This is a genomic window from Nisaea acidiphila, assembly GCF_024662015.1.
Lineage (GTDB): Bacteria > Pseudomonadota > Alphaproteobacteria > Thalassobaculales > Thalassobaculaceae > Nisaea > Nisaea acidiphila.
This window is the reverse complement of sequence record NZ_CP102480.1, coordinates 1,719,182-1,740,644: the sequence shown is the minus strand read 5'-3', so window position 1 is coordinate 1,740,644 and position 21,463 is coordinate 1,719,182. Positions and strand designations below refer to the sequence as shown.

The 21,463-nt window shown below is 61.9% G+C and carries 19 protein-coding genes; 13 read left to right on the top strand and 6 right to left on the bottom strand.

Annotated features, from left to right (window positions below; all coding sequences use genetic code 11):
- The first annotated feature begins 95 nt into the window (after positions 1 to 95).
- Together glpK and NUH88_RS07985 are read left to right on the top strand one after the other, a co-directional pair.
- On the top strand, positions 96 to 1,607 hold the full coding sequence (glpK, locus tag NUH88_RS07990) for a glycerol kinase GlpK (RefSeq protein WP_257771244.1): 1,512 nt from the start codon (positions 96 to 98) through the stop codon (positions 1,605 to 1,607).
- Entirely contained in the window at positions 1,571 to 2,224 is a 654-nt protein-coding gene (locus NUH88_RS07985; protein ID WP_257771242.1) for a DUF2238 domain-containing protein, read from the top strand. The genes glpK and NUH88_RS07985 overlap by 37 nt, the downstream gene beginning before the upstream one ends.
- Here NUH88_RS07985 and NUH88_RS07980 read toward each other — a convergent pair.
- The 5 genes from NUH88_RS07980 to NUH88_RS07960 form a co-directional block, all read right to left on the bottom strand.
- A complete protein-coding gene (locus tag NUH88_RS07980; protein ID WP_257771240.1) occupies positions 2,202 to 4,472 on the bottom strand; it encodes an ATP-binding protein in 2,271 nt (756 codons plus the stop codon). The two genes, NUH88_RS07985 and NUH88_RS07980, sit on opposite strands and share 23 nt — an antisense overlap.
- A gap of 527 nt (positions 4,473 to 4,999) precedes the next feature.
- Positions 5,000 to 7,723, bottom strand: coding sequence for a sensor histidine kinase (locus NUH88_RS07975; RefSeq protein WP_257771238.1), 2,724 nt, complete (start codon positions 7,721 to 7,723; stop codon positions 5,000 to 5,002).
- Positions 7,723 to 7,986 (bottom strand): hypothetical protein, encoded by a 264-nt coding sequence (locus NUH88_RS07970; RefSeq protein WP_257771236.1) that lies wholly within the window; start codon positions 7,984 to 7,986, stop codon positions 7,723 to 7,725. The genes NUH88_RS07975 and NUH88_RS07970 overlap by 1 nt, the downstream gene beginning before the upstream one ends.
- 4 nt (positions 7,987 to 7,990) lie before the next feature.
- The gene (locus tag NUH88_RS07965) at positions 7,991 to 8,362 is read right to left on the bottom strand and encodes a response regulator transcription factor (protein ID WP_257771234.1); all 372 of its coding nucleotides are present in this window, start codon (positions 8,360 to 8,362) and stop codon (positions 7,991 to 7,993) included.
- Positions 8,363 to 8,465: 103 nt separating this feature from the next.
- A complete protein-coding gene (locus tag NUH88_RS07960; protein WP_257771232.1) occupies positions 8,466 to 9,977 on the bottom strand; it encodes a helix-turn-helix domain-containing protein in 1,512 nt (503 codons plus the stop codon).
- 224 nt (positions 9,978 to 10,201) lie between these two features.
- Between NUH88_RS07960 and NUH88_RS07955 the strand changes: the two genes are divergently transcribed.
- The 11 genes from NUH88_RS07955 to NUH88_RS07905 all read left to right on the top strand — a co-directional run bounded on the left by NUH88_RS07955 (position 10,202) and on the right by NUH88_RS07905 (position 20,922).
- Positions 10,202 to 11,551, top strand: a complete 1,350-nt coding sequence (locus NUH88_RS07955; RefSeq protein ID WP_257771230.1) for a substrate-binding protein — start codon at positions 10,202 to 10,204, stop codon at positions 11,549 to 11,551.
- Positions 11,552 to 11,655: 104 nt separating this feature from the next.
- Positions 11,656 to 12,687: a branched-chain amino acid ABC transporter permease gene (locus tag NUH88_RS07950; protein ID WP_257771228.1), complete on the top strand. Its 1,032-nt coding sequence runs from the start codon at positions 11,656 to 11,658 to the stop codon at positions 12,685 to 12,687.
- Between the two features lie 3 nt (positions 12,688 to 12,690).
- The gene (locus tag NUH88_RS07945; RefSeq protein ID WP_257771226.1) at positions 12,691 to 13,899 is read left to right on the top strand and encodes a branched-chain amino acid ABC transporter permease; all 1,209 of its coding nucleotides are present in this window, start codon (positions 12,691 to 12,693) and stop codon (positions 13,897 to 13,899) included.
- Between the two features lie 11 nt (positions 13,900 to 13,910).
- Positions 13,911 to 14,666: an ABC transporter ATP-binding protein gene (locus tag NUH88_RS07940; RefSeq protein ID WP_257771224.1), complete on the top strand. Its 756-nt coding sequence runs from the start codon at positions 13,911 to 13,913 to the stop codon at positions 14,664 to 14,666.
- Positions 14,663 to 15,448, top strand: coding sequence for an ABC transporter ATP-binding protein (locus NUH88_RS07935; protein WP_257771222.1), 786 nt, complete (start codon positions 14,663 to 14,665; stop codon positions 15,446 to 15,448). Before NUH88_RS07940 ends, NUH88_RS07935 begins: the two co-directional genes overlap by 4 nt.
- A 148-nt stretch (positions 15,449 to 15,596) precedes the next feature.
- Positions 15,597 to 16,160 (top strand): histidine phosphatase family protein, encoded by a 564-nt coding sequence (locus NUH88_RS07930; RefSeq protein ID WP_257771220.1) that lies wholly within the window; start codon positions 15,597 to 15,599, stop codon positions 16,158 to 16,160.
- A gap of 90 nt (positions 16,161 to 16,250) precedes the next feature.
- A complete protein-coding gene (locus NUH88_RS07925) occupies positions 16,251 to 16,616 on the top strand; it encodes a cupin domain-containing protein (RefSeq protein ID WP_257771218.1) in 366 nt (121 codons plus the stop codon).
- A 144-nt stretch (positions 16,617 to 16,760) separates the two neighbouring features.
- Positions 16,761 to 18,884, top strand: a complete 2,124-nt coding sequence (locus NUH88_RS07920) for a methyl-accepting chemotaxis protein (RefSeq protein ID WP_257771217.1) — start codon at positions 16,761 to 16,763, stop codon at positions 18,882 to 18,884.
- A 109-nt stretch (positions 18,885 to 18,993) separates the two neighbouring features.
- Complete coding sequence (locus NUH88_RS07915) at positions 18,994 to 19,518, top strand: c-type cytochrome (protein ID WP_257771216.1); 525 nt, start codon at positions 18,994 to 18,996, stop codon at positions 19,516 to 19,518.
- Between the two features lie 42 nt (positions 19,519 to 19,560).
- The gene (locus NUH88_RS07910) at positions 19,561 to 19,917 is read left to right on the top strand and encodes a hypothetical protein (protein WP_257771215.1); all 357 of its coding nucleotides are present in this window, start codon (positions 19,561 to 19,563) and stop codon (positions 19,915 to 19,917) included.
- A gap of 150 nt (positions 19,918 to 20,067) precedes the next feature.
- Entirely contained in the window at positions 20,068 to 20,922 is an 855-nt protein-coding gene (locus NUH88_RS07905; protein ID WP_257771214.1) for a D-amino-acid transaminase, read from the top strand.
- Between the two features lie 61 nt (positions 20,923 to 20,983).
- Here NUH88_RS07905 and NUH88_RS07900 read toward each other — a convergent pair whose 3' ends face one another.
- Positions 20,984 to 21,445, bottom strand: coding sequence for a response regulator (locus NUH88_RS07900; RefSeq protein WP_257771213.1), 462 nt, complete (start codon positions 21,443 to 21,445; stop codon positions 20,984 to 20,986).
- Positions 21,446 to 21,463: the final 18 nt, after the last annotated feature.

Genomic DNA, 21,463 nt, shown 5'->3' with positions numbered 1-21,463 from the left:
CCGGGTGGCGCGGTTTTCGTTTGTGCTGGAAACCTTCCCTCGCGCCACGCTATTGAACGGCAAGGAAGCGGAAACACCGCCCGAGGGAGGAAAAGATGAACGCAGCCGCCAAGGCTGGCGACAACCGGCTCATTCTCGCGCTCGACCAGGGCACCACCTCGAGCCGCGCCATTATCTTCGACGCCAATACCCGCGTCGCCGCGCTGGCGCAGAAAGAGTTTCCCCAGCATTTTCCGCAATCGGGCTGGGTGGAGCACGATCCGGAAGACCTTTGGCAAAGCTCTCTGGAGACCGCGCGCGAAGCGGTCGCGAAGGTCGGCGGTGCCGGGCGTATCGCCGCCATCGGCATTACCAACCAGCGCGAGACCACCCTGGTCTGGGACCGGCGCACCGGCGAGGCCGTGGCGAACGCGATCGTCTGGCAGGACCGGCGCACCTCCGCCCTCTGCTCCCGCCTCAAGGAAGAGGGGCACGAGGAGCTCTTCACCAGCCGCACCGGCCTGTTGCTCGACCCCTATTTCAGCGGCACCAAGATCGCCTGGATCCTCGATAATGTGGAGGGCGCCCGGGAGAAGGCGGAGGCGGGGCATCTCGCTTTCGGAACGGTCGACAGCTGGCTGATCTGGCGGCTGACCGGCGGCAGGGTACATGCGACCGACGCGACCAATGCCTCGCGGACGCTGGTCTACGATATCCACAAAGGCGACTGGGACGACGACCTGCTCGGCATTCTCGCTATCCCGCGCTCCATGTTGCCGGAGGTCAAAAACTCCGCAGACGATTTCGGGGCCTCGGACACGGAAATCTTCGGTGCTCCGATCCCGATATCCGGCGTCGCGGGCGACCAGCAGGCGGCCACGGTCGGTCAGGCCTGTTTCGAGGCCGGGATGCTGAAATCGACTTACGGGACCGGCTGCTTCGCGCTGCTGAATACGGGCACGGCCCCGGTGCGCTCGACGAACCGCCTGCTGACCACCATCGCCTACAAGCTGAACGGGAAGCCGGCCTATGCCCTGGAGGGCTCCATCTTCGTCGCCGGTGCGGCGGTGCAGTGGCTGCGTGACGGGCTCGGAATGATCGGGCAGGCGGCGGAGAGCAGCGCGTTGGCGGCGCAGGCCGACGATGCGCACCGGGTTTATCTGGTGCCGGCCTTCACCGGTCTTGGCGCGCCCTATTGGGATGCGGACGCGCGCGGGGCGATGTACGGGCTCACCCGTGCGTCCGGCCCCGCCGACTTCGCACGTGCGGCGCTGGAGAGCGTTGGCTACCAGACCCGCGATCTGCTGGAGGCCATGCATAGCGACTGGAGCGCCGGCGGAAAGGAAACCGTGCTGCGGGTCGATGGCGGCATGGTCGCGTCCGACTGGGCGATGCAGTTCCTCGCCGACATTCTGGGGGCGCCGGTCGACCGTCCGGTCGTCGCGGAAACCACCGCTCTCGGGGCGGCATACCTCGCCGGCCTCCGTCACGACTATTATCCGGAGCCGGTGGAGATGGCGGCGCAATGGGCCCTGGAACGCCGTTTCGAGCCTCGGATGGAACCGGATTTCCGCGACCGGCTCTATGCGGGATGGCGGGACGCCATCCGGCGGACGGTCTCCGGGTGAACGCGCACCGTCACTTGCTCGTCGCGACGGTCGCCGTCGCAGCGACCTGCCTCTGGTCGTTCGTCGGGGCGAAAGACTCTCTCATCTGGTGGATGGAGGCGGTGCCGGTGCTGATCGTCTATCCGCTGCTCTGGGCGGTGCGGGCACGGTTTCCCCTGACGTCCTTGCTCAATTTCCTGATCGCGGTGCATGCGATTATCCTGCTCGTCGGCGCGCATTACACCTATGCCGAGGTCCCGCTGTTTCACTGGATTCGCGACGCGTTCGATCTCTCGCGGAACCATTATGACCGGGTCGGCCATCTCGCCCAGGGATTCATACCGGCGATCGCTGTCCGTGAGCTGTTGATCCGGACATCGCCACTGCGGGCGGGCCGGTGGCTGTTCGCGATCGTGCTGTTCTCAATTCTCGGGGTCAGCGCGAGCTACGAGCTTATCGAATGGCTCGCAGCGGTGCTGGTTGGGGCCGATGCCGACGCTTTCCTCGCGACCCAGGGCGATCCCTGGGATACGCAGGCGGATATGGCTCTGGCAGGAACGGGTGCGCTTTTCGCCCAGCTCATCCTTGGGCGGTTGCATGACCGTCAGCTGTCGGTCATGCGGAGGCATCAGACGTAGCGGACGACAGCGCTTTGGCGCCTTTCGGCAGGACGATCTCGAAGGTCGTTCCCTCGCCCGGAGCGCTTTTGCACTCGATCCGGCCTCCCAGCTTTTGGGTGACGAGGTTAAAGACGATATGCATGCCGAGTCCGGTACCGCCATTGGCCCGTTTTGTCGTGAAGAACGGGTCGAAGATCTGTGACTTGGTTTCCTCGTCCATTCCTTTGCCGAAATCCTGAACGCGGATCCGGTCCGCGCCGCTGCTCAAGCGCTCCACCTCCAGCCGGATGTCGCCACCCCGGTTCTCATAGGCGTGGATGCCGGCATTCATGACGAGGTTGGTGACAATCTGGACCAGCGCACCCGGATAGGTATGGCGGAAGAGTTTTTCCTCCGGCCGCACGAGTTGGACATTGAGGTACTTCCGCTTGGTTTCGGCGCTGAGGCTCTGCAGTGTGTCATGGAGATATTCTCCGAGTTCGATGTCCCGCTGGTCGTTTGCGGTCTGATCCACGGCGACAAGCTTGAAGCTCTTGATCAGGTCGGCGGCGCGGGCCAGGTTCTGCTCGATGATCACGAGACCTTCCCTGGTCTTGGCCAGTTTTTCGACGGCCAGGGCGCGGGTGAGGCCGCCTGTCGGACTTTGCACCTGCGCGCTGAACTCATTGACGATCGCAGAGACGTGTGACGATGCCGTCACGCAGATCCCGAGCGGTGTGTTGACCTCGTGCGCGACCCCGGCGACAAGCCCGCCGAGCGCGGCCATTTTCTCCTGCCGGACCAAATCGTTCTGAGCTGTCTTGAGGTCCGTGATGTCGGTGAAAGTGATGATGTAGCCGACATTGTCGATGAAGCGGCGATCCACTTTGTGGAAGGTGCCATCGGGGAGGCTGTCCTCGAATACGCTGGACTCCCTTGATTCCAGACTGGCAATTCTGTTGCGGAGCATCTCTTCATTGCCGCCGGCGCTGAACGTGCCTTCCGACTTTGCCCTGAAGATGTGGCGCAGCACTTCTTGGTACGGCGTGCCAGCTGCCGAAATCGAATCCGGGAGATTGTGTATCCTCTTGACCCAAGAATTCATCCGGATGATCCGCGCATCGGTATCAAGGAGGGCCATTCCGAGGGGAGCGTACTCGACCGTTGCCTCCAAGGTGCGTCGTTCGGCGTCGAGTGCTTCTTCCGTCTCGCGCCTTGCGGCGATTTCCCTCTGTAGTTCATCGGTTCTCTCGGAAACCATCCGCTCCAATTCGACGGTCATAGTCTCCTTGAGACGCTCGGCCTCCTTGCGGCCGGTGATGTCCCGGATGATCATCTGCACGGTTGTTTTACCGTTCGGCTCCGCGAAAGCGGCGATGGTGCATTCCGTCGGGAAGGTCGAACCGTCCAGTCTGCGATTGCTCCATTCGAAGGTTTGAGGCTCTCCGGCGAGCGCCAGTTGCATTCGCTCCTTGTATACGCGTGTGAGGTCTTCGTGGCTGTAGGCTTCGGGGTCCGCGAAAGCACCCAGCTTATATTTGCTTATTTCCTTCGCCTTGATGCCGAACATCTGTTCGGCCTTCTTGTTGGCGCCGACATATTTTCCGTCCTCCATAAGGAGGATGGCGTCGCCGGCACTGTCGAAAAGATTTCGGAGCTGGACTTCCTTCCTCTCCCGCGCGGAAATTTCCGAGGTGAGCAGATCGAGAATGCCTTCGAAAAAGGCAATGGCGCGGGCCAGTGCACCGAGCTCGTCCTTGCGGGACTTGTCGATCCCGATGTTGGACGGCTTCCCGTTCGCGAGGTTGGACAAGGCTCCGATTGCGTTCGTCATATCTTCGGAAACCCGTGTCGAGACCACCCAGGACATGACGATAGAAATCAGCACCGACAACCCGAGCCCGGCAATGAGTGACCGCATGACCTTCCGGCTATGTTCATCGGACGCAATTGAAGCGTCTTCGCTGATCCGCAGGATATGGCGGGAAACGTCATCCAGTCTGCGGGCCACCGCGAGATAGCGTCTGTTCACGGTGCGCATCTCGTTGTCGAAACGGGAGAAGTCGACGGATATGGACACGACCGCCGATACATATTGTTTTCTTAGTTTCTCGAACGTTGCTTCCAGAGCTTCCGCCGATGCGGTTATTTCGAGGCTCGATATGATTGTCTCGCGCGTAACCGCAATATCGTCCTTGATGTCCAACAAGCGCCGCATTGTCGGGCGGGCGCGGTTGTAGAGTTCGGATTTATGGTCGGCTTGGGCGTCGCCCAATGCTTCCAGCATTCGAAGATGCGCTTCGGTAATCTGTTCTCCGATCGATGAGATCTGGCGTGTCCATAAGAGCGCGGACGATTGTCTTTCCCTGAGAGACTCCCGTTCCCCCTTGGTGCTTTGCAGAACCGCTATGAACAATGCGGTAAAGATCGCGATCGTGAGGAGGGGCGTGAAAAAGAACCAGGCCCGCATCCCGGGATGGAGGTTTATGCGTGGTATGGCGATCGTCAATGCCATGGAACCCCTCTACACTTGCTCAAAGGGTTGCGTTGCGGTGTTCGATTTTCCGAGGGTGCGGGTAGAACGCACGAAGTGTCTGTTCAAGAAGTAAAATAGTGCGGGAACAGACGTCTTTCTCTTTCTTGCCGCAAACTGGCGAAGCTAATTCGAACAGCGCTTTTGCCTCGGGTTTCTATTGGTTCGGAGCTATTATTTCGAAATAAACGTCACAATTTCGTTAATGCGCAGGGCATTTTAGATAAATAAATCGAATTACGTTTTTGGTGTGCGGTGTCTGACCGTCTGTCGATAAAGCGTCAGATATTCTCGCCGGCATTCGTCGGAATGGCGATCCGGGTCGGAATTGAGATGCGGAACAGAGTTCCGGGGCCGTCGTTATCGACGAGGGTCAAGGTGCCGCCGAGGCGCGCCATAATCTCCTTGCTGATCGCAAGTCCGAGTCCGATGCCGCCGCTGGAAGATTGCGCGGCCCCCCGCTGAAATTTCTCGAAAATGAACGGACGCACCGTGAGTGGAATGCCAGGGCCGTTGTCGGAAACGTCGATCTCGTAGTTGGAGCCGCTCAGCCTGCCGCCGATCCGGACTTCCGGTTTGCCGGACGTATTATGCTTTATGGCGTTCGTCAGGATATTGATCACCACCTGTTGAAGCCGGTCGGGATCGGCCATGACGATGCCGCTATCCGGATCCTCGAAATGGATCTCGGCACCGGCGGAGCTTCCGAGACCGCGGCAGGTCTCCACCGCGCGGCTGAGAGGTACGGATGCATCCAGTTCGTGCAGGTTCCACGAGGCCTCGCCGCGATCCATCAGGTTCATGTCGAGGATCTCGTCCAGCAATCTCGTCAGTCGCAGGCTTTCCTCGTGGATGATGGAAAGGAAACGCTGCGCCTGGGGGCTGGCGAGATCCCTTGTCTCCAGCAGGATCTCCGAGAAGGAGCGTATCGAGGTCATCGGCGTGCGCACTTCGTGGCTCACCTGGCTCAGGAAATCGTCCTTCTGCGCGTCGAGCAGGGTGAGGCGCTGGTTCGCCCGGCGGAGCTCGCGCGCTGTCGCTTCGAGCTGGACCGACTTCTTCTCGACCTCCTGACTGTATTCCATGAGCTGGGCGGTCTCGTCCGCGATCTTCATCAGCTCGTCCAGGCTGATCGTCTCGCCCGCCGCGATTTGCGAGATCATCGCCCGCGCGGAGGCGGCGCCGATGGAGCCTGCCAGGCGGCGCTCAAGGTGCGCGATGAAGGCGTCGGTAGGTTGCGGAAAATCGCCGTCCAGTCCCTGCCCGGCGGCAAACTCGCGGAACAGCCGGAGCGCCTCTTCGGCGCCGAGAATTCGCTGAGCCAGGATGAAAAGATCCTCCGCCGACGCCGAGCGGCGGATGAAGCGGTGCTCGTCTCCGGCGGGCGTGCGGAAGACGTCGACGAAGAGCGTGCCCTGCAGCCGTTCCAGCGGCTTGGGCTCGAAGACCAGCGAGCCGAGGATGAACAGAGCGACATTGGCGCTGAGACTCCAGAACAGCGCATGGACGAGCGGGTCCTGGCCGACGAGGCCGAAGAGGGCCTGTGGTCTGAGAAGTTCGACGCCCCAGGGGCCGTGTTCGATGGTGTTCGCCGAGAGCAGCAGGTCGCCTTCGAAGCTCGGCAGGAAGAGCGTATAGCTCCAGAGCAGGAATCCGGCCGTTAAACCGATCTTTGCGCCGCTGGCGGTCGCGCGCTTCCAGTAAATGCCGCCGAGCAGCGGCGGCAGAAACTGTGCGACACCGACAAAAGCGATAAGGCCGATTGCGGCCAGCGCATCTGACTTCCCGCTAAGACGGAAATAGACATAGCCGAGCAGCAGGATGACGCCGATGCTGATGCGGCGGCTGATTAGAAGAAGCCGGCGGACGTCGCCGCTGCGTTCGATCGACGTCCAGGGCGTGCGCAGCATGACCGGCATCACGATATGGTTCGAGATCATGGTCGAAAGCGCGATCGAGGCGACGATGACCATGGAGGTCGCGGAGGAGAAACCGCCGAGAAAGGCGAGCATGACCAGGAGGTCCTGATCGACCGCCATCGGCACGGTCAGGACGAACATGTCCGGGTTCGAGCCGTCCGGGAGCATGCTGAGGCCGCCGATGGCGATCGGCAGCACGAAGAGGCTCATCAGCATCAGGTAAAGCGGGAAGAGCCAGGAGGCCATCCGGAGCTGCTCTTCGCCGGTATTCTCGACCACGGTCACCTGGAACTGGCGCGGTAGGCAGACGATGGCGACGCCGGATAGGAAGGTGAGGGCGATCCAGCGCGCGTCGAACATGTCTTCGGACTGGAGGATTTTCGCGGCGTCCCGGCTGAAGATATCGGCCGGTCCGTCGGCCAGTGCGAAGACTACGAAAAGGCCGACGGCGACGAGCGCGAAAAGTTTGACCAGCGCTTCCAGCGCGATTGCGGCGACCACGCCGTGATGCCGCTCGTTGGCGTCGATGGTGCGGGTGCCGAAGATGATGGTGAAGAGCGCCATCCCGGCGGCGATCCAGAACGCGATCTCTGATGCCGGATCGTTTTCCGGCAGTCCTGTGAGATTGCCCGAGTCCGATGCGACGATGACCTGGATGCTCGTCGTCACGGCTTTCAGCTGCAATGCGATGTAAGGGGTCGTGCCGATCACCGCGATCAGGGTGACCAGTACCGCGAGGCTGGTGCTCTTGCCATAGCGCGAGGAGATCAGGTCGGCGATCGAGGTGATGCGGTGCACGTGACCGATCCGGACCAGCTTGCGCAGCAGGAACCACCATCCGACGAAGACCAGGGTCGGGCCGAGATAGATGGTCGCAAATTCGAGCCCGCTGCGCGCCGCCGAGCCGACCGCGCCGTAGAAGGTCCAGGAGGTGCAATAGACTGAGATCGAAAGCGTGTAGACGATCGGCGACTGGATCCAGCTCACCTTTCCTGTGCGGGCCTGGCGGTCGCCGAGGAAGGCCACGACGAAGAGCAGCGCCACGTAGGCGAGCGAGATTGTGAAGATCAGGTTGGCGGACAGCATCAGCGCCCCGGCGAAACGCTGTCCGGCGGCGGCGGCGCGTGGTGCTCCGGATCGCTCAGCCGGTGCGAGAACCAGAAGGCAATCAGGATCAACGCGGTCCAGAGTCCGAAGATAAAGGCGACGATAAGCGGGATGCCGAACAGCTTCTCGGAGCCGGTAAAGAGATCGATCAGGGGCGGCATGAGGAGAAAGAGCCCCGACAGCGGCAGCAGAAAGGCCGCGTCACGAAACTTCGCGGCAATGCTGGGCGATGTGGGGCGCATGTCTCTAGAGCCCGGCCAGCCTGCGGACCTGGTCGACGACGTCGCGGTTCGAGAACGGCTTGGTGACGAATGCGTCGGCGCCGATCTCCTCCGCGGTCTTGCGATCCTTTTCCTGGCCCTTGGCGGTAAGGACGATGACCGGAAGTTTATTGGTACGTGGCGATGCGCGCAGCTGGCGCAGGATCTCGAAGCCGTTCCGGTGCGGCAGCATGATGTCGAGGATCACCACATCCGGCAGCGCTTCATTGTTGAGTTGTTCCAGTGCGGCGTTGCCGTCCAGCGCGCTTGTCACCTCCCATCCCTCGCGTCCGAGCAGAAAGCTCAGAGATTCAAGGATGTTCGGCTCGTCCTCGGCGATAAAGACGCGTGTCGTCACGCTGTTTCCCCCAATGCCTCCTTGTTTTCCCGGTCGTTCCATGGATGCCGGTTTTCCCGGAGTTTAACTGAGGTTGATGGCGACGCAAGTAGGCTCACGAAGATCAGCTCCCGGTAATCGGGTGTTCCTGGCGGTGCCGGCAGTCCTCGCGCGGGCAGACACGGCAGGCGGAGCCGACCGGTTCCGCGGCCGATTTCGCCGAAAGGTCCAGTCCGTCTCCGTAGACGATATCGGGAGCGTAGAGCGCATCGCAGCCGAGCATGATGGAAACGAGGTGCCTGGGGCGGTCGAATCCGGTGGCGTGTTTTGCCACCGTTCTGGCGATGAAGACGAAGCGGCTGCGGTCAGGAAACTCCACCAGGTGCCTGGAAACCCGGTCGGGCGTCTGGAAGGCGCGATAAATCGCCCAGAGCGGACAGGCGCCGCCGTAGCGCGGCAGCGGCAGGTCCCGCAGGGGCAGGCGTTTGGTGATGTAGCCCGCCGGGTCGGAGCGCATGAAGGCGAAAGGCACGCCTTCGGCGCCCGGCCGCCGGAGCGAGGCGAGGCGGTGGCAGGTCTGCTCCAGGCTGACCCCGAACCGGTATTGCAGCGTATCGATGTCGTAGCGGCAGGCGATGGCCGCGTCGCGGAACCGGTCGTAGGGCATGAGCAGCGCCGCTGCGGCATAGGATTGCAGGGCGCGCCGCGCCCGAACCAGGGCTGCGTCGCTTGTGAGCAATTCCGCCGAGGCCGCGATGTCCTCGATCTCCTCGCGAAGTGCGGACACCGCAAGCGCTCGGGCAAAAGCGAAACGCCGGCTCGCTGCCGGAAGCTCTGCCGTCGCGGTTTCCAGGGCCGCGACCAGCTCCGGGCTGCGTTCGGCCAGTACGCGGTGCGCCACGCTCTCGAATTCCGGTGCGACGGGATCGCATCCGAGACTCTCTGAGAAACCCTCCACGGCCTCTTCGATGGCGGCGAAGTAGTTCTGGTGCTCCAGCAGGAAGTCGTCCACTTCCTCCGCCGGCGTGACGGATCCGAGGCGGGATGGGGCCCGGTCAAAATACCCGGCCATGGCCTGCGCAATGTCCGAAAGCCGGGCGCTCTCCTCGGCGAGGTTCCGGTGAAACCGCAATTGCTGGTCCTCGGGGATGTCCGCGACGCTGGCAAGAATCTCCGAGGTCGAGCGGATCGCGGCGATGTTGGAGAGCATTCCGTGGACCGCGTCTGACAGGAAAGGGTCCTGGCTCAACCGGTCGGAAAGCGCCCGAACCGTTTCCATCTGGTCGAGGGTCTCGCGGTGCTGCTTGACCATGAGGCTCGCCCAGGGGCGGTGCCGGGCGACAAGATCGGCCGCGCTCTCGGGGTCGATCCCGAGATCCGCGTGCAGCGGATCGGCGGCGATCTCGTCCAGATCCTGGATCAGGCGCCTTTCGGCGGCGCCGTCCAGATAGTCTATCCCGACCTCGAGCGTTTCGGCGAGGCGGCGCAGCAGCGCACCGCCGACCTGCCTTTTGTTGTGTTCGATCAGGTTGAGATAGGAGGGGGAGATGCCGACGAGGTTGGCGAGTTCCGCCTGTGTGCGCCCGAGGCTCTTGCGTCGTTCGCGCAGCCGCATTCCGATCGGTGTCCGGGCCATTCCAACCTCTTGTTTTATCTCGTCTTGCTGCGACGCAGCGTAAATTATTTACAAATCTCTCATTCGTTGCAAGTGGATATTTACAAAAAAACGCGCTTATTTCAAATACTTATTCGCAAGTTAACTGCTTGTGCGTAGTCTCGTTGACCGAGCGACCATTATGCTCAAAACCGGAGTGGCGCGTTGGGATCAGATGTCGCTCCGAAAAATAAAGGGAGGAATACATGGCAAAGTTCACTACGGACGTCACTCGCCGTGGCCTGCTGAAAGGCTCGGCCCTGGTCGGCGTCAGCCTTGCGGCTCCGACGATCTTCACTCGTACCGCGAATGCCTTTACGAACGAACCGAAGGGCGGCAGCGTCACCCTCGGTTTCAACGTCCCGCAGACAGGCCCTTATGCGGACGAGGGTGCGGATGAGCTCCGCGCCTACGAGCTCGCGGTCGAGCACCTCAATGGTGGCGGCGACGGCGGGATGCTGAACACGTTCTCGTCCAAGGCCCTCAAGGGTGCCGGTATCCTCGGCAAGAAGGTCGAGTATGTCACCGGCGACACGCAGACCAAGTCGGACGCGGCCCGAGCATCGGCGAAGTCGATGATCGAGAAAGACGGCGCGATCATGATCACCGGCGGGTCTTCCTCCGGTGTCGCCGTGGCCGTGCAGGCTCTGTGTCAGGAAGCCGGCGTGATCTTCATGGCTGGCCTGACCCACTCCAACGACACCACGGGTAAGGACAAAAAGGCCAACGGTTTCCGGCACTTCTTCAACAGCTACATGTCCGGTGCGGCGCTTGCGCCGGTGCTCGGCAAAGCCTACGGCAACGACCGTAAAGCCTACCACCTGACGGCCGATTACAACTGGGGCTACACGACGGAAGAAGCCGTCCGCAGCTCGACCGAAGCAATGGGTTGGGAGACCGTCGCTGCGGTCAAGACTCCGCTGGCTCAGACCGACTTCTCGTCCTACATCACGCCGGTCCTGCAGTCCGACGCCGACGTGCTCGTGCTGAACCACTATGGCGGCAACATGGTGAACTCTCTCACCAACGCCGTTCAGTTCGGCCTGCGCGAGCGCAGCGTCAACGGCAAGAACTTCGAGATCGTGGTTCCGCTCTACTCGCGTCTGATGGCCAAGGGCGCGGGCGAGAACGTTAAGGGCATCTTCGGTTCGACGAACTGGCATTGGTCGCTGCAGGACGAGGGCTCCAAGGCCTTCGTTAAGTCCTTCGGCACCAAGTATGGTTTCCCGCCGAGCCAGGCCGCACACACCTGCTACGTCCAGGCTCTGCTCTATGCCGATGCCGTCGAGCGGGCCGGCAGCTTCAACCCGTGCGCCGTTGCCGAAGCTCTCGAAGGCTTCGAGTTCGATGGTATGGGCAACGGCAAGACGCTGTACCGTGCGGACGATCACCAGTGCTTCAAAGACGTGCTGGTCGTGAAGGGTAAAGAGAACCCGACTTCGGAGTTCGATTTGCTTGAGATCGTCGAGGTTACGCCGGTCTCTCAGGTCACCTACGCGCCGGATCACCCGCAGTTCGCGGGCGGTAGCCTCGGCACCTGTAACCCGGGCGCCTAGTCTAGAACACCCATCATGCCGACCGTGCCTGATGGCACGGTCGGCTGCTCGAGTCGCGAGGGGCGCGACTCGAGCAACCTGTCGGACCCACAGGGGATGGCGTCATGGACGCGATTTTACTTCAAATTCTGAACGGACTGGACAAAGGCAGCGCCTATGCGCTGATCGCGCTCGGTCTCACCTTGATCTTCGGCACCTTGGGCGTGGTCAATTTTGCGCACGGGGCGCTGTTCATGCTTGGCGCATTTTGTGCGGTCACGCTGAACAAGATCTTCCAGTTTTCCTACGAGACCATCGACCCGGTCCGCAAAGACTTCCTCGGCAATCCCCTCAAGGTCGAAACGCCGTATGTCTATGACTGGTTCGGCGCCGATGCCGGCGCGGCCATGATCGAATGGTCGGTGCCATTGTCGATCCTGTTTGCCATACCGGTCATGATCCTGATCGGTCTGACGATGGAACGCGGCCTGATCAAATACTTCTACAAGCGCCCGCACGCCGATCAGATCCTCGTGACTTTTGGACTGGCGATCGTGCTGCAGGAAATCATCAAGTATTTCTACGGCGCCAACCCGATTCCGACACCCGCGCCGCAGGCATTGACCGGTAGCGCCGATATCGGTGCCGCGATCGGGTTCGACGCAGGCTCGATCATCTATCCGTATTGGCGTCTGGTCTATTTCCTGTTCGCGACGGTGATCATCGGGGGCGTATTCGCTTTTCTCAGATACACGACCTTTGGCATGGTCGTGCGCGCCGGCATGGCGGACCGAGAGACCGTCGGTCTCCTCGGAATCAATATCGACAAGCGGTTCACGATCATGTTCGCAATCGCGGCCTGCGTGGCCGGCCTCGCGGGCGTGATGTACACCCCGATCAACTCGCCGAACTATCACATGGGGATGGACTTCCTGGTTCTGTCCTTCGTCGTGGTCGTGGTCGGCGGCATGGGGTCGCTCGGAGGGGCGGTCGCCGCAGGTTTTCTGCTGGGCGTGCTGGAGTCCTTCGCGTCCATGGGCGAGATCGTCGCGCTGCTGCCGGGTATCAACCAGATCATCATCTACCTGGTTGCAATTATAATTCTGTTAACGCGTCCGCGTGGCCTCATGGGCCGCAAGGGCGTGATGGAGGAGTGATAGATGCTGGGACTTAACAGCAAAGACCAAACGCTGTTCCTGGTCGTCATCGCGCTAACGCTGCTTGCCCCCTTCGTGCTCAATCCGTTCCCCGAAGGATCCGAGCTGGCGCAGTTCAATGCCGGTTATCCGGACCTGATGCAGCGGTTCGTCATCTTTGGGATCTTCGCGATCGGCTTCAATATCCTCTTCGGACTGACCGGGTATCTCAGTTTCGGACACGCGGCCTTCCTCGGTGTCGGCTCCTATGCAGGTGTCTGGATGCTGAAACTGCTGACCATGAACGTCGTGCCGGCGATCATCGTTTCGGTGATATTCGCCGGTCTGTTTTCGGCCGTGGTCGGATACATCTCGCTGCGGCGCTCCGGGATCTACTTCTCGATCCTCACGCTTGCTTTCGCGCAGATGTCCTTCGCGCTCGCGTACTCGGTGCTGACGCCGATCACGAACGGCGAGACAGGCCTGCAACTGGCGCTCGACGATCCCCGTATCTTGGACGTCAGCCGGATGGACGGTTCGATCCCTGCGACAAATTTCTTCGGCATCGAGATGCGTGACGGGTTCGATCTCGCGCTCGGTCCGTGGGTGTTCACGTTCAATTTCGGCTATTATCTCTGCGCCATCGTGATGCTGGTCGCGTTTTACATCTCGCTCCGGATCTTCCGGTCGCCGTTTGGCATGATGCTGCGCGCGGTCAAGACGAACCAGCACCGTTTGCGCTACACAGGAAAGAATCCGAAGCCCTATACGCTCGCTGCGTTCGTCATCTCCGGCATGTATGCCGGGCTTGCCGGCGGACTGATGGTTGCCATGGATCCGCTGGCCGGAGCAGAGCGCATGCAATGGACTGCTAGCGGCGAGGTCGTGCTGATGACGATCCTCGGCGGTGCGGGAACACTTCTTGGGCCGGTTCTCGGGGCAGGCGTCATCAAATACTTCGAGAACATCTTCTCGAAGATCAACGACAACGTGCTCTACAACTGGTTCTCCTTCCTTCCCGAGAGCGCTCAGGATGTCTTCGTCTTCATGATCCACCCGTTCATCGGCAAAGGCTGGCATCTCACCCTCGGGATCATGTTCATGCTTGTCGTGATTTTCCTGCCGGGCGGTGTCGTCGAGGGCGGGCAGCGTCTCGGCAGGCTCTTCCGCCGCCGGAACAGTTCCGATAGCACCGGCGGTGCGACGACCCCCAACGCACACCCGGCGGAATAAGGAGCGGATCGATGGGAATTCTCTCAGTTAAAGGGGTCAACAAGCGCTTCGGAGGCTTGAAGGCGCTGAATGACGTCAATATCGACGTCGAAGCCGGAACCGTGCACGCGATCATCGGGCCGAACGGCGCCGGCAAATCGACATTGCTCAACTGTTTCGTCGGCCGCCTTGAGCCGGATACGGGCACCGTCGATTTCGATGGCGCATCGCTGCTGAACCGGCAGCCGCACGAGATCAATCAGCTCGGCGTCAGCCGGGTGTTCCAGACGCCGGAGATCTTCGGCGATCTGACGTTGGTGGAGAACGTTATGATCCCGGCGCTCGCCAAGCGGGATGGGGCCTTCTCGATCAATGCCTGGTCGGCGGTGGCGGCCGAAAAGGACATCGTGGATCGCGCGATGGCGATGCTCGAGGATGTCGATCTCGGCAGCAAGGCGGACGTGACCGCAAATGAGCTGAGCCGCGGTGACAAGAGGCGTCTGGAGTTGGCGATGTGCCTGGTGCAGGATCCGAAGCTCCTCCTGCTGGACGAGCCGACTGCCGGCATGTCCCGCGCCGATACCAACAAGACCATCGACCTGCTGAAGAAGATCGGCGAGCGCGGCATCACCAAGATCGTGATCGAGCACGATATGCATGTGGTGTTTTCGCTCGCCAGCAAGATCTCCGTCATGGCCCAGGGAACCGTCATTGCCGAAGGCAAGCCGGAAGATATCAAGGGCGATCCGCGGGTCCAGGAAGCCTACCTCGGGGGAGCCCATCTATGAGCCAGGAAACCCTCCTCGATTCGTCGAAAGAACGGCTGGTCAAGCCGGAGAACCCGGTCCGGAATGTCGGCACGCCGCCGGCCTATTTTTCCTGCTGGGGACTGCAGGCCTATTACGGCGAGAGCTACATCGTTCAGGATGTCAGCTTTAATATCCACGAAGGCGAGATCATTGCTCTGCTCGGTCGCAACGGTGCCGGAAAAACCTCGACGCTGCGCACCATCGCCCGCATGGCCGATCCGGAACTGCATCACGGCGAAATCTGGCTCGACCACAAGCCGCTGCATCGGATGAAGGATTTCGAGGCGGCGCAGAACGGGGTCGGCCTGGTGCCGGAGGACCGCCGGATCATTCCGGGGCTGACCGTCGAGGAAAACCTGCAGCTGGCGCAGATTCACGGCCCGCGCGGCTGGGAGATCGAACGGCTCTACGAGCATTTCCCGCGCCTCGCCGAACGCCGCAATCAGGAAGGCGTCACCATGTCCGGCGGCGAACAGCAAATGCTTGCCGTCGCCCGCGCGCTCGCCCGCGATGTGAAACTCCTGCTGCTGGATGAGCCTTACGAGGGCCTCGCGCCGGTCATCGTGCGCGAGATCGAGAAGATCCTCGAAGAGATCAAGACGCTCGGCCTCACCACCATTATCGTCGAACAGAACGCGATTGCGGCGCTTCATCTCGCCGATCGCGCCCTGATCCTCGATATGGGGCAAGTCGTCTTTGATGGCACCGCTCAAGAAGTGCTCGATAACGAGGCGCTCCGTCAGGAGTACCTCGCAATCTGACTTTGGTGTCGTTTGAAACTCCTGTCATCGTCACCTACTGGCCCCGCTGGTTTGCGGGGCCTTCTTTATTTCGGAGACCGGTTGCCGGCCGCCTGCCATGCGCTATCTCACCGCCGGGAACGTTGGAACCGGAATGACGAGGTGAGATATGCGCATCCCGTTCGCCAGTTTTTGGCTGCTGCTGTTCTTGGCCGGGAATGCGGCCGAAGCGAACGAGAGCGGATGGTCGCTGCTGGAAGGACCTCGGACCGTCGCGATCATGCGCCATGCCATAGCCCCGGGCGGCGGGGACCCGGAAGGGTTTCGCCTCGGCGACTGTTCGACCCAGCGAAATCTCGACGCGCGTGGTCGTGAACAGGCCCGCCGGATCGGGGAGTCAGTCCGTGCCTCGGGAGTGCGGATCGACCGGGTGCTATCCAGCCAATGGTGTCGCTGCCTGGAAACGGCGGAATTGCTGGGGCTCGGTACTGTCGAGGAACTGCCGGCTCTGAACTCCTTTTTCGAGGACCGTTCCTCAGGCCCCGGTCAAACCGCCGCAACCCGAGCCTTTTTGCGCGGGGTCCCCGAAAACGAAACGCTGTTCCTGGTGACCCACCAGGTGAACATCACGGCACTCACCGACGTAATTCCGTCCTCCGGAGAGGTTCTCCTTCTCAGGGTGGGAGCGGATGGTGTCACGTCCGTCCTTGAGCGGATTCTCGTCCAGCCCTGAGACTTTGCCGCGAGACGGGAAGAGACCTTGCCGACGGTTGTCCAATGATCGAACCTCGCTCCGAACCGGTTCATTGCGGAGGACAGATCCATGAGCGGCGGCAATTTCTTCAATCTCCACGACTTCGGCCAGGGCATTCAGCGCACCCTGGCGGAAGGCCTGACTGCGCGGATCTTTCCGGGCGAGAATCTGATGTTCTCCGTGGTCCGGATCGAGCCGAACGCGGAAGGTTCGATCCACAGCCATCCGGAAGAGCAGTGGGGCATCATGCTCGAAGGCAGCGGCGTGCGGACCCAGGACGGCGTCGAACATCATGTGAAGGCGGGCGATTTCTGGTGCACGCCTGGCAATGTCGAGCATGGCCTCAAGGCCGGTCCCGATGGATGCTTCGTGATCGACGTCTTCAGCCCGCCGCGCGGGGACTACAAGAAGGCCGGCAGCGGGTATGGAACCTGACATTGGCGGTAGGTGCTGCCGCGGTCGATGTTTTGGATTTTCTAAAACCTTAAATGCCATATGGCGAAAAAAAATAACCTAGTAGTTGCATATAAACTCCCATAACCTGCATTTGTTTTGTGCGGCGCTCCAAAAGGTAGGGTTATGCGGATCTCGTTGCGTAAAGAGCTGATTTTTCTTGTGGTATTGCCACATTTTGCAATTCTCTCCCTCGCAGCGAGCGCGATCATCACGCAGCTGGACCGCACTGCAAAACTGGAAAGACTGGCCCCTCTTACCGAGCTTTCGATCGCCGCCAGCGGACTGATCCACGAGTTGCAGAAAGAGCGCGGACTGACGGTCGGTCTGATCACCAGCGGGTTCGCCGAAAAGAACGCCAAGGCCGTCGCGGCGCAGCGGCAGCTGACAGATCCAGCCTTGGAGCAATTCCGCGAGCGCGAGGCCGAATTCAAGGCAGACGTGATCGCCGTCGACGCGTCTTACGACGATACCGCACGGTTGCTGAAGGATGTCGATACCGCGCTCGCGCGGCTTGAGGATCATCGCAGCCGAGCCGACGGCGCAGCGCTCAAAGTGCCGGAGAATGTCGGGTATTACACCGGCATTATCGACGACCTGATCACGCTGACGGTTCTGAGCACGGAGCACAGCCCGTCGCAGGAGATCACGGCGCTGATGCTCCCCTATGTCGCGATGATCGAGGCGAAGGAGAATGGCGGCCTCGAGCGGGCGATCGGGGCCGCGCTGCTCAACCGGGCCGCTCAGGGCGAGTTCGACCGAAAGCAATATGAGATCTATTTCGGCCGTCTGGTCGGCGAGAGGAACGCGCTCGCGCATTTCAGGCAGTCGGCATCGCCCGCGCTCCGCGAGGTCTTCGCATCGACGATGACACCGGCGGCGGAAGCGGCCGTCGCGGACGGCCGGGCGATCATCGCGCAGCTTCCCGATACGGTCGACCCGAAGGGGCTCGCGGGGTCCGACTGGTTCGCGACCGCGACCAAGCGCCTCAATCTTTTCAAACAGGTCGAGGATCATATCGCCGAAGAGATCCGGGCCGAGACACAGCACCAACTGGCCCTCGCCGAGCGGGAAATCTACAGGATCGTTCTGGTGAACGGGGTCATCGTGCTGATCTTCATCAGCTTCGGTCTCTGGCGCGCGCTTCCGATCTCGTCGCGCATCAGCAAGATCGTCGATGCGCTGTCCCGTCTTTCAAAAGGCGACGAGAGTGTCAGTCTGCCGGAAGACAAGCGTCAGGACGATCTCGGCGATATGGCGCGGGCGCTCGTGGTCTTCAAAAAGCAGATGGAGGACAGGGCCAGGCTCGAGGCGGAGCAACGCGACGCCGAACTCAAGGCGACGGAAGAGCGGACCCAGTCGCTGCGCCGGATGGCGGACGCGGTCGAGGGGGAATTGCAGGACCGGGTCGACGGCATCGCATCTGAGGGCGAGCGTCTGTCGAGCGATGCCGGCGCGCTGTCCGGGATCAGCTCCAATGTCTCCGAGAACGCGCAGGCCGTCGCCAGCGCGGCCGAGGAAGCGACCAGCAATGCCGCTTCGGTCTCCGAGTTCGCCAGCCAGATAAATGCCTCGCTGGCAGATGTGGTGGCGCAGGTCGAGGATGCGAAACGCGCGGCTCAGGGGGCGCAGGAAGTCGCCGAGAAGACCAACGCCGTCGTGACCCGCCTGCAGGAGGCCGCGTCCGAGGTCGGCACGGTCAGCACGTTGATCAGTGATATCGCGGAGCAGACGAACCTGCTGGCCCTGAACGCCACGATCGAGGCGGCCCGTGCCGGCGATGCCGGCAAGGGATTCGCGGTGGTGGCTTCCGAAGTGAAGAATCTCGCCAACCAGACCCAGAGCTCGGCGGCGAATATCACCGATCAGATCGCCGGGATTCAGGGCATCGCAACCGATGCCGTCGCGGCGATCGGCGAGATTGCGGGGGCGATCGAGAAGATCTCCGCATCCGCCGGAGCAATCGAGAGCGCGGTGGACGAACAGGCGGCGGCGGTCAACGAGATCGCGGAGGGCGCGGCGCAGTCCAGTGCCGGTTCGCAGGAGGTGACGCGGCGTATGGTGGATGTCACCCAGAGTATCGACCAGCTCGACAACTTCTCGAAGAACCTCGCCGAACTCTCCTCGTCCCTGCAGGAAGAGCTGGGCGGTCTCAATTCCGCCATCAAGCGGATCATCCGCACCTCGACGCCGGAAGTGGACCTCCGCAAGGAGAATGTTCCGGTCGCCGTGGACCGGCGCAAAGGCTGACGCGCGCATGCGCCGGAGTTGGGGGGGTATACCCATTCGGCGTTGAGCTTCCGGTAACCGGAAGGTTTAGGCTGTTCGTCTGTTTGAGACAGGCGGGAGAGCGGACAGCATGAAACTCTTGGTCGGTGCGTGGATTTTCGCGCTGGTTCTTTCACTCGCTGCTGGCCTCGCCGCCGCGCATAGCGGAGCGAGCGGCGTGGTGAAAGAGCGGATGGAGGCGATGGAGGCCATAGGAGCCGCGATGAAATCGCTTGCGGGCATGTTGCGTGGCGCGACGGGCTACGATGCGGATGCGGTGCGCAATGCGGCAGCGAAAATCTCGGCGCATGGCGGTGAAAAGCTCACCGGGCTCTTCCCCAAAGACAGCATCGACGGACCTTCCGAGGCGACGCCCGCAATCTGGGACGATTGGGAGCGTTTTTCGATCCTGGCGCGGAGGCTCTCCGAATATGCGGATGCTCTGGGCGCTGCGGCGGAGAACGAGCGGGCCGGACATATGATGGGCCGGACTGGCATGATGTCCGGCACCGGACCGAGCGCTGAAATGCTCGCTGCGATGCCACCTGAAGCGGCTTTCGGCCATCTCGCGCAAACCTGCAAGGATTGCCATCGTGCGTTCCGGGCCAACCGCTGACCGATGAGCGCCCGTGGCCTCTTTCTAGCGGCGCTGTTTGTCATGAACGCGGCGGTCGCAGATGCCGGGATGCCGCTCCCTGCCAACTGCCGGCTGGAGATTGCCGGCGCGGCTCTTACCGAAGAGCAGGAAGCGGACGTGGCCAGAGCGTGGCAGAGTGCCGTCGGTACGGCAGAGGAAACACGAACCCGTCTGCTCGCCGCGGACGAAAATGCGGCCGGTTCCCCCGAACAACGCCGGAAAAAACGCGAGACCAGGCTTACCCTCATGCAGAGCCGGGTCGTCGCGAACCAGCAGCAGATCTTTCTCGCCCTCGGCCCCGCGCGGCGTGATCTCGCCAACCGTCTGTCGGAGCGGCTTGAGGCCTGCATCTCCGGAATTCGCCGCACGCTCGACTGAGTTCGTGCGCCGAGCCCGTTGCGCCGCAAAATGGGGGCTGGCATCAGGGGCGGACCCGCGCCTATGATCGGCTCGTCGGCACCATGACGCGGCCGGCGCCATCCGAAAACGGCCGTTCGGCCAGCCACCCAGTTTCGCGAGTCTGAAAGAATGCGCACAGTCTTTGTCAACGGCAGCTACGTCCTCGAAAACGAGGCTTCGATCTCGATCTTCGACCGCGGCTCCCTGTTCGGCGATGCCGTCTACGAGGTGACCTCCGTGCTCGACGGCAAGCTGATCGATTACGACGGTCACATGACGCGCCTGCGCCGCTCGCTGGACGAGCTGAAGATGCCGTCGCCGGCGAGCGACGAGGAACTGCTTGAGATCCACCGCAAGCTGGTCGAACTGAACGGGATCGAGGAGGGGCTGATCTATCTGCAGATCTCCCGCGGTGCCGCCGACAGGGATTTCCTGTTCCCGGGCCCGGACGTGAAGCCGACCTTGCTGCTGTTCACCCAGAAGAAGTCGCTCATCAACAGCGCGCTCGCCGAGCGCGGCCAGAAGATCATCCTCGTCGACGACCTGCGCTGGCGCCGCTGCGATATCAAGACCGTGCAGCTGCTCTACGCCTCCCTGGTGAAGAACCAGGCGCACGATTCCGGCGCGGACGATGCCTGGATGGTGCTGGACGGCGAGATCACCGAGGGCTCCTCCAACAACGCGTATATCGTCACGGAAGACGGCACCATCGTCACCCGCGACCTCTCGTCCGACATCCTGCACGGCATAACCCGCAAGGCGGTGCTGAAATGCGCCGGGGAGCTGCAGCTCAAAATCGAGGAGCGGCCCTTCACCGTGGCCGAGGCAAAGGCCGCGAAGGAAGCCTTCTCGACGTCGGCCACCAGCTTCGTGAACCCGGTGATCGAAATCGACGGCGCGAAAATCGGAGAGGGCACGCCCGGCCCGGTCGCCCGGCGCCTGCGCGAGGTCTATATCGCGAGCAGCAAGGCCGCGGGCATCTGACGGTACTTCCCAACCGTCGGCGCGGTCGTGACAATCCGCGCCGCGACCGGGAAATCTAGGGTTACGTGTCCGAAGCGCCGGTTCCCGGTTGCGCGTCGGATACCTGAGGCCGCACGAGCGCGGTCAGAGCTGCTTCGAGGTCGTCGATAGCGAACGGCTTCGTCAGCCGTCCGGAAATTCTGACGCCGCAGCCTTTCGCGATATCCACCAGGGAATCGGCATAGGTCGGGGTGTATCCGCTCATCAGGAGAACCGGAATGCCGTGCCCCTGCTCGCCGAGCCATTGCACAAGTTCGATACCGTCCATGTCCGGCATGACGATATCCATGACGATCCCGGCGGGCCGGGTTGTCCCGTAGAGTTGCATGAACTGTTTCGCGGTTACCGAGGTGACAGCCGCGATACCCATCTCCTCGGCAACGGTTTCCACGTAGTCGCAGATTTCCGGCTCGTCGTCGACAACCAGAATGACCTGCTCAACAGTATCGTTTCTGTGGTGGACGTTGCTTTGGCTCTGCTCCAAATCAGCCTCCTCCCGTAT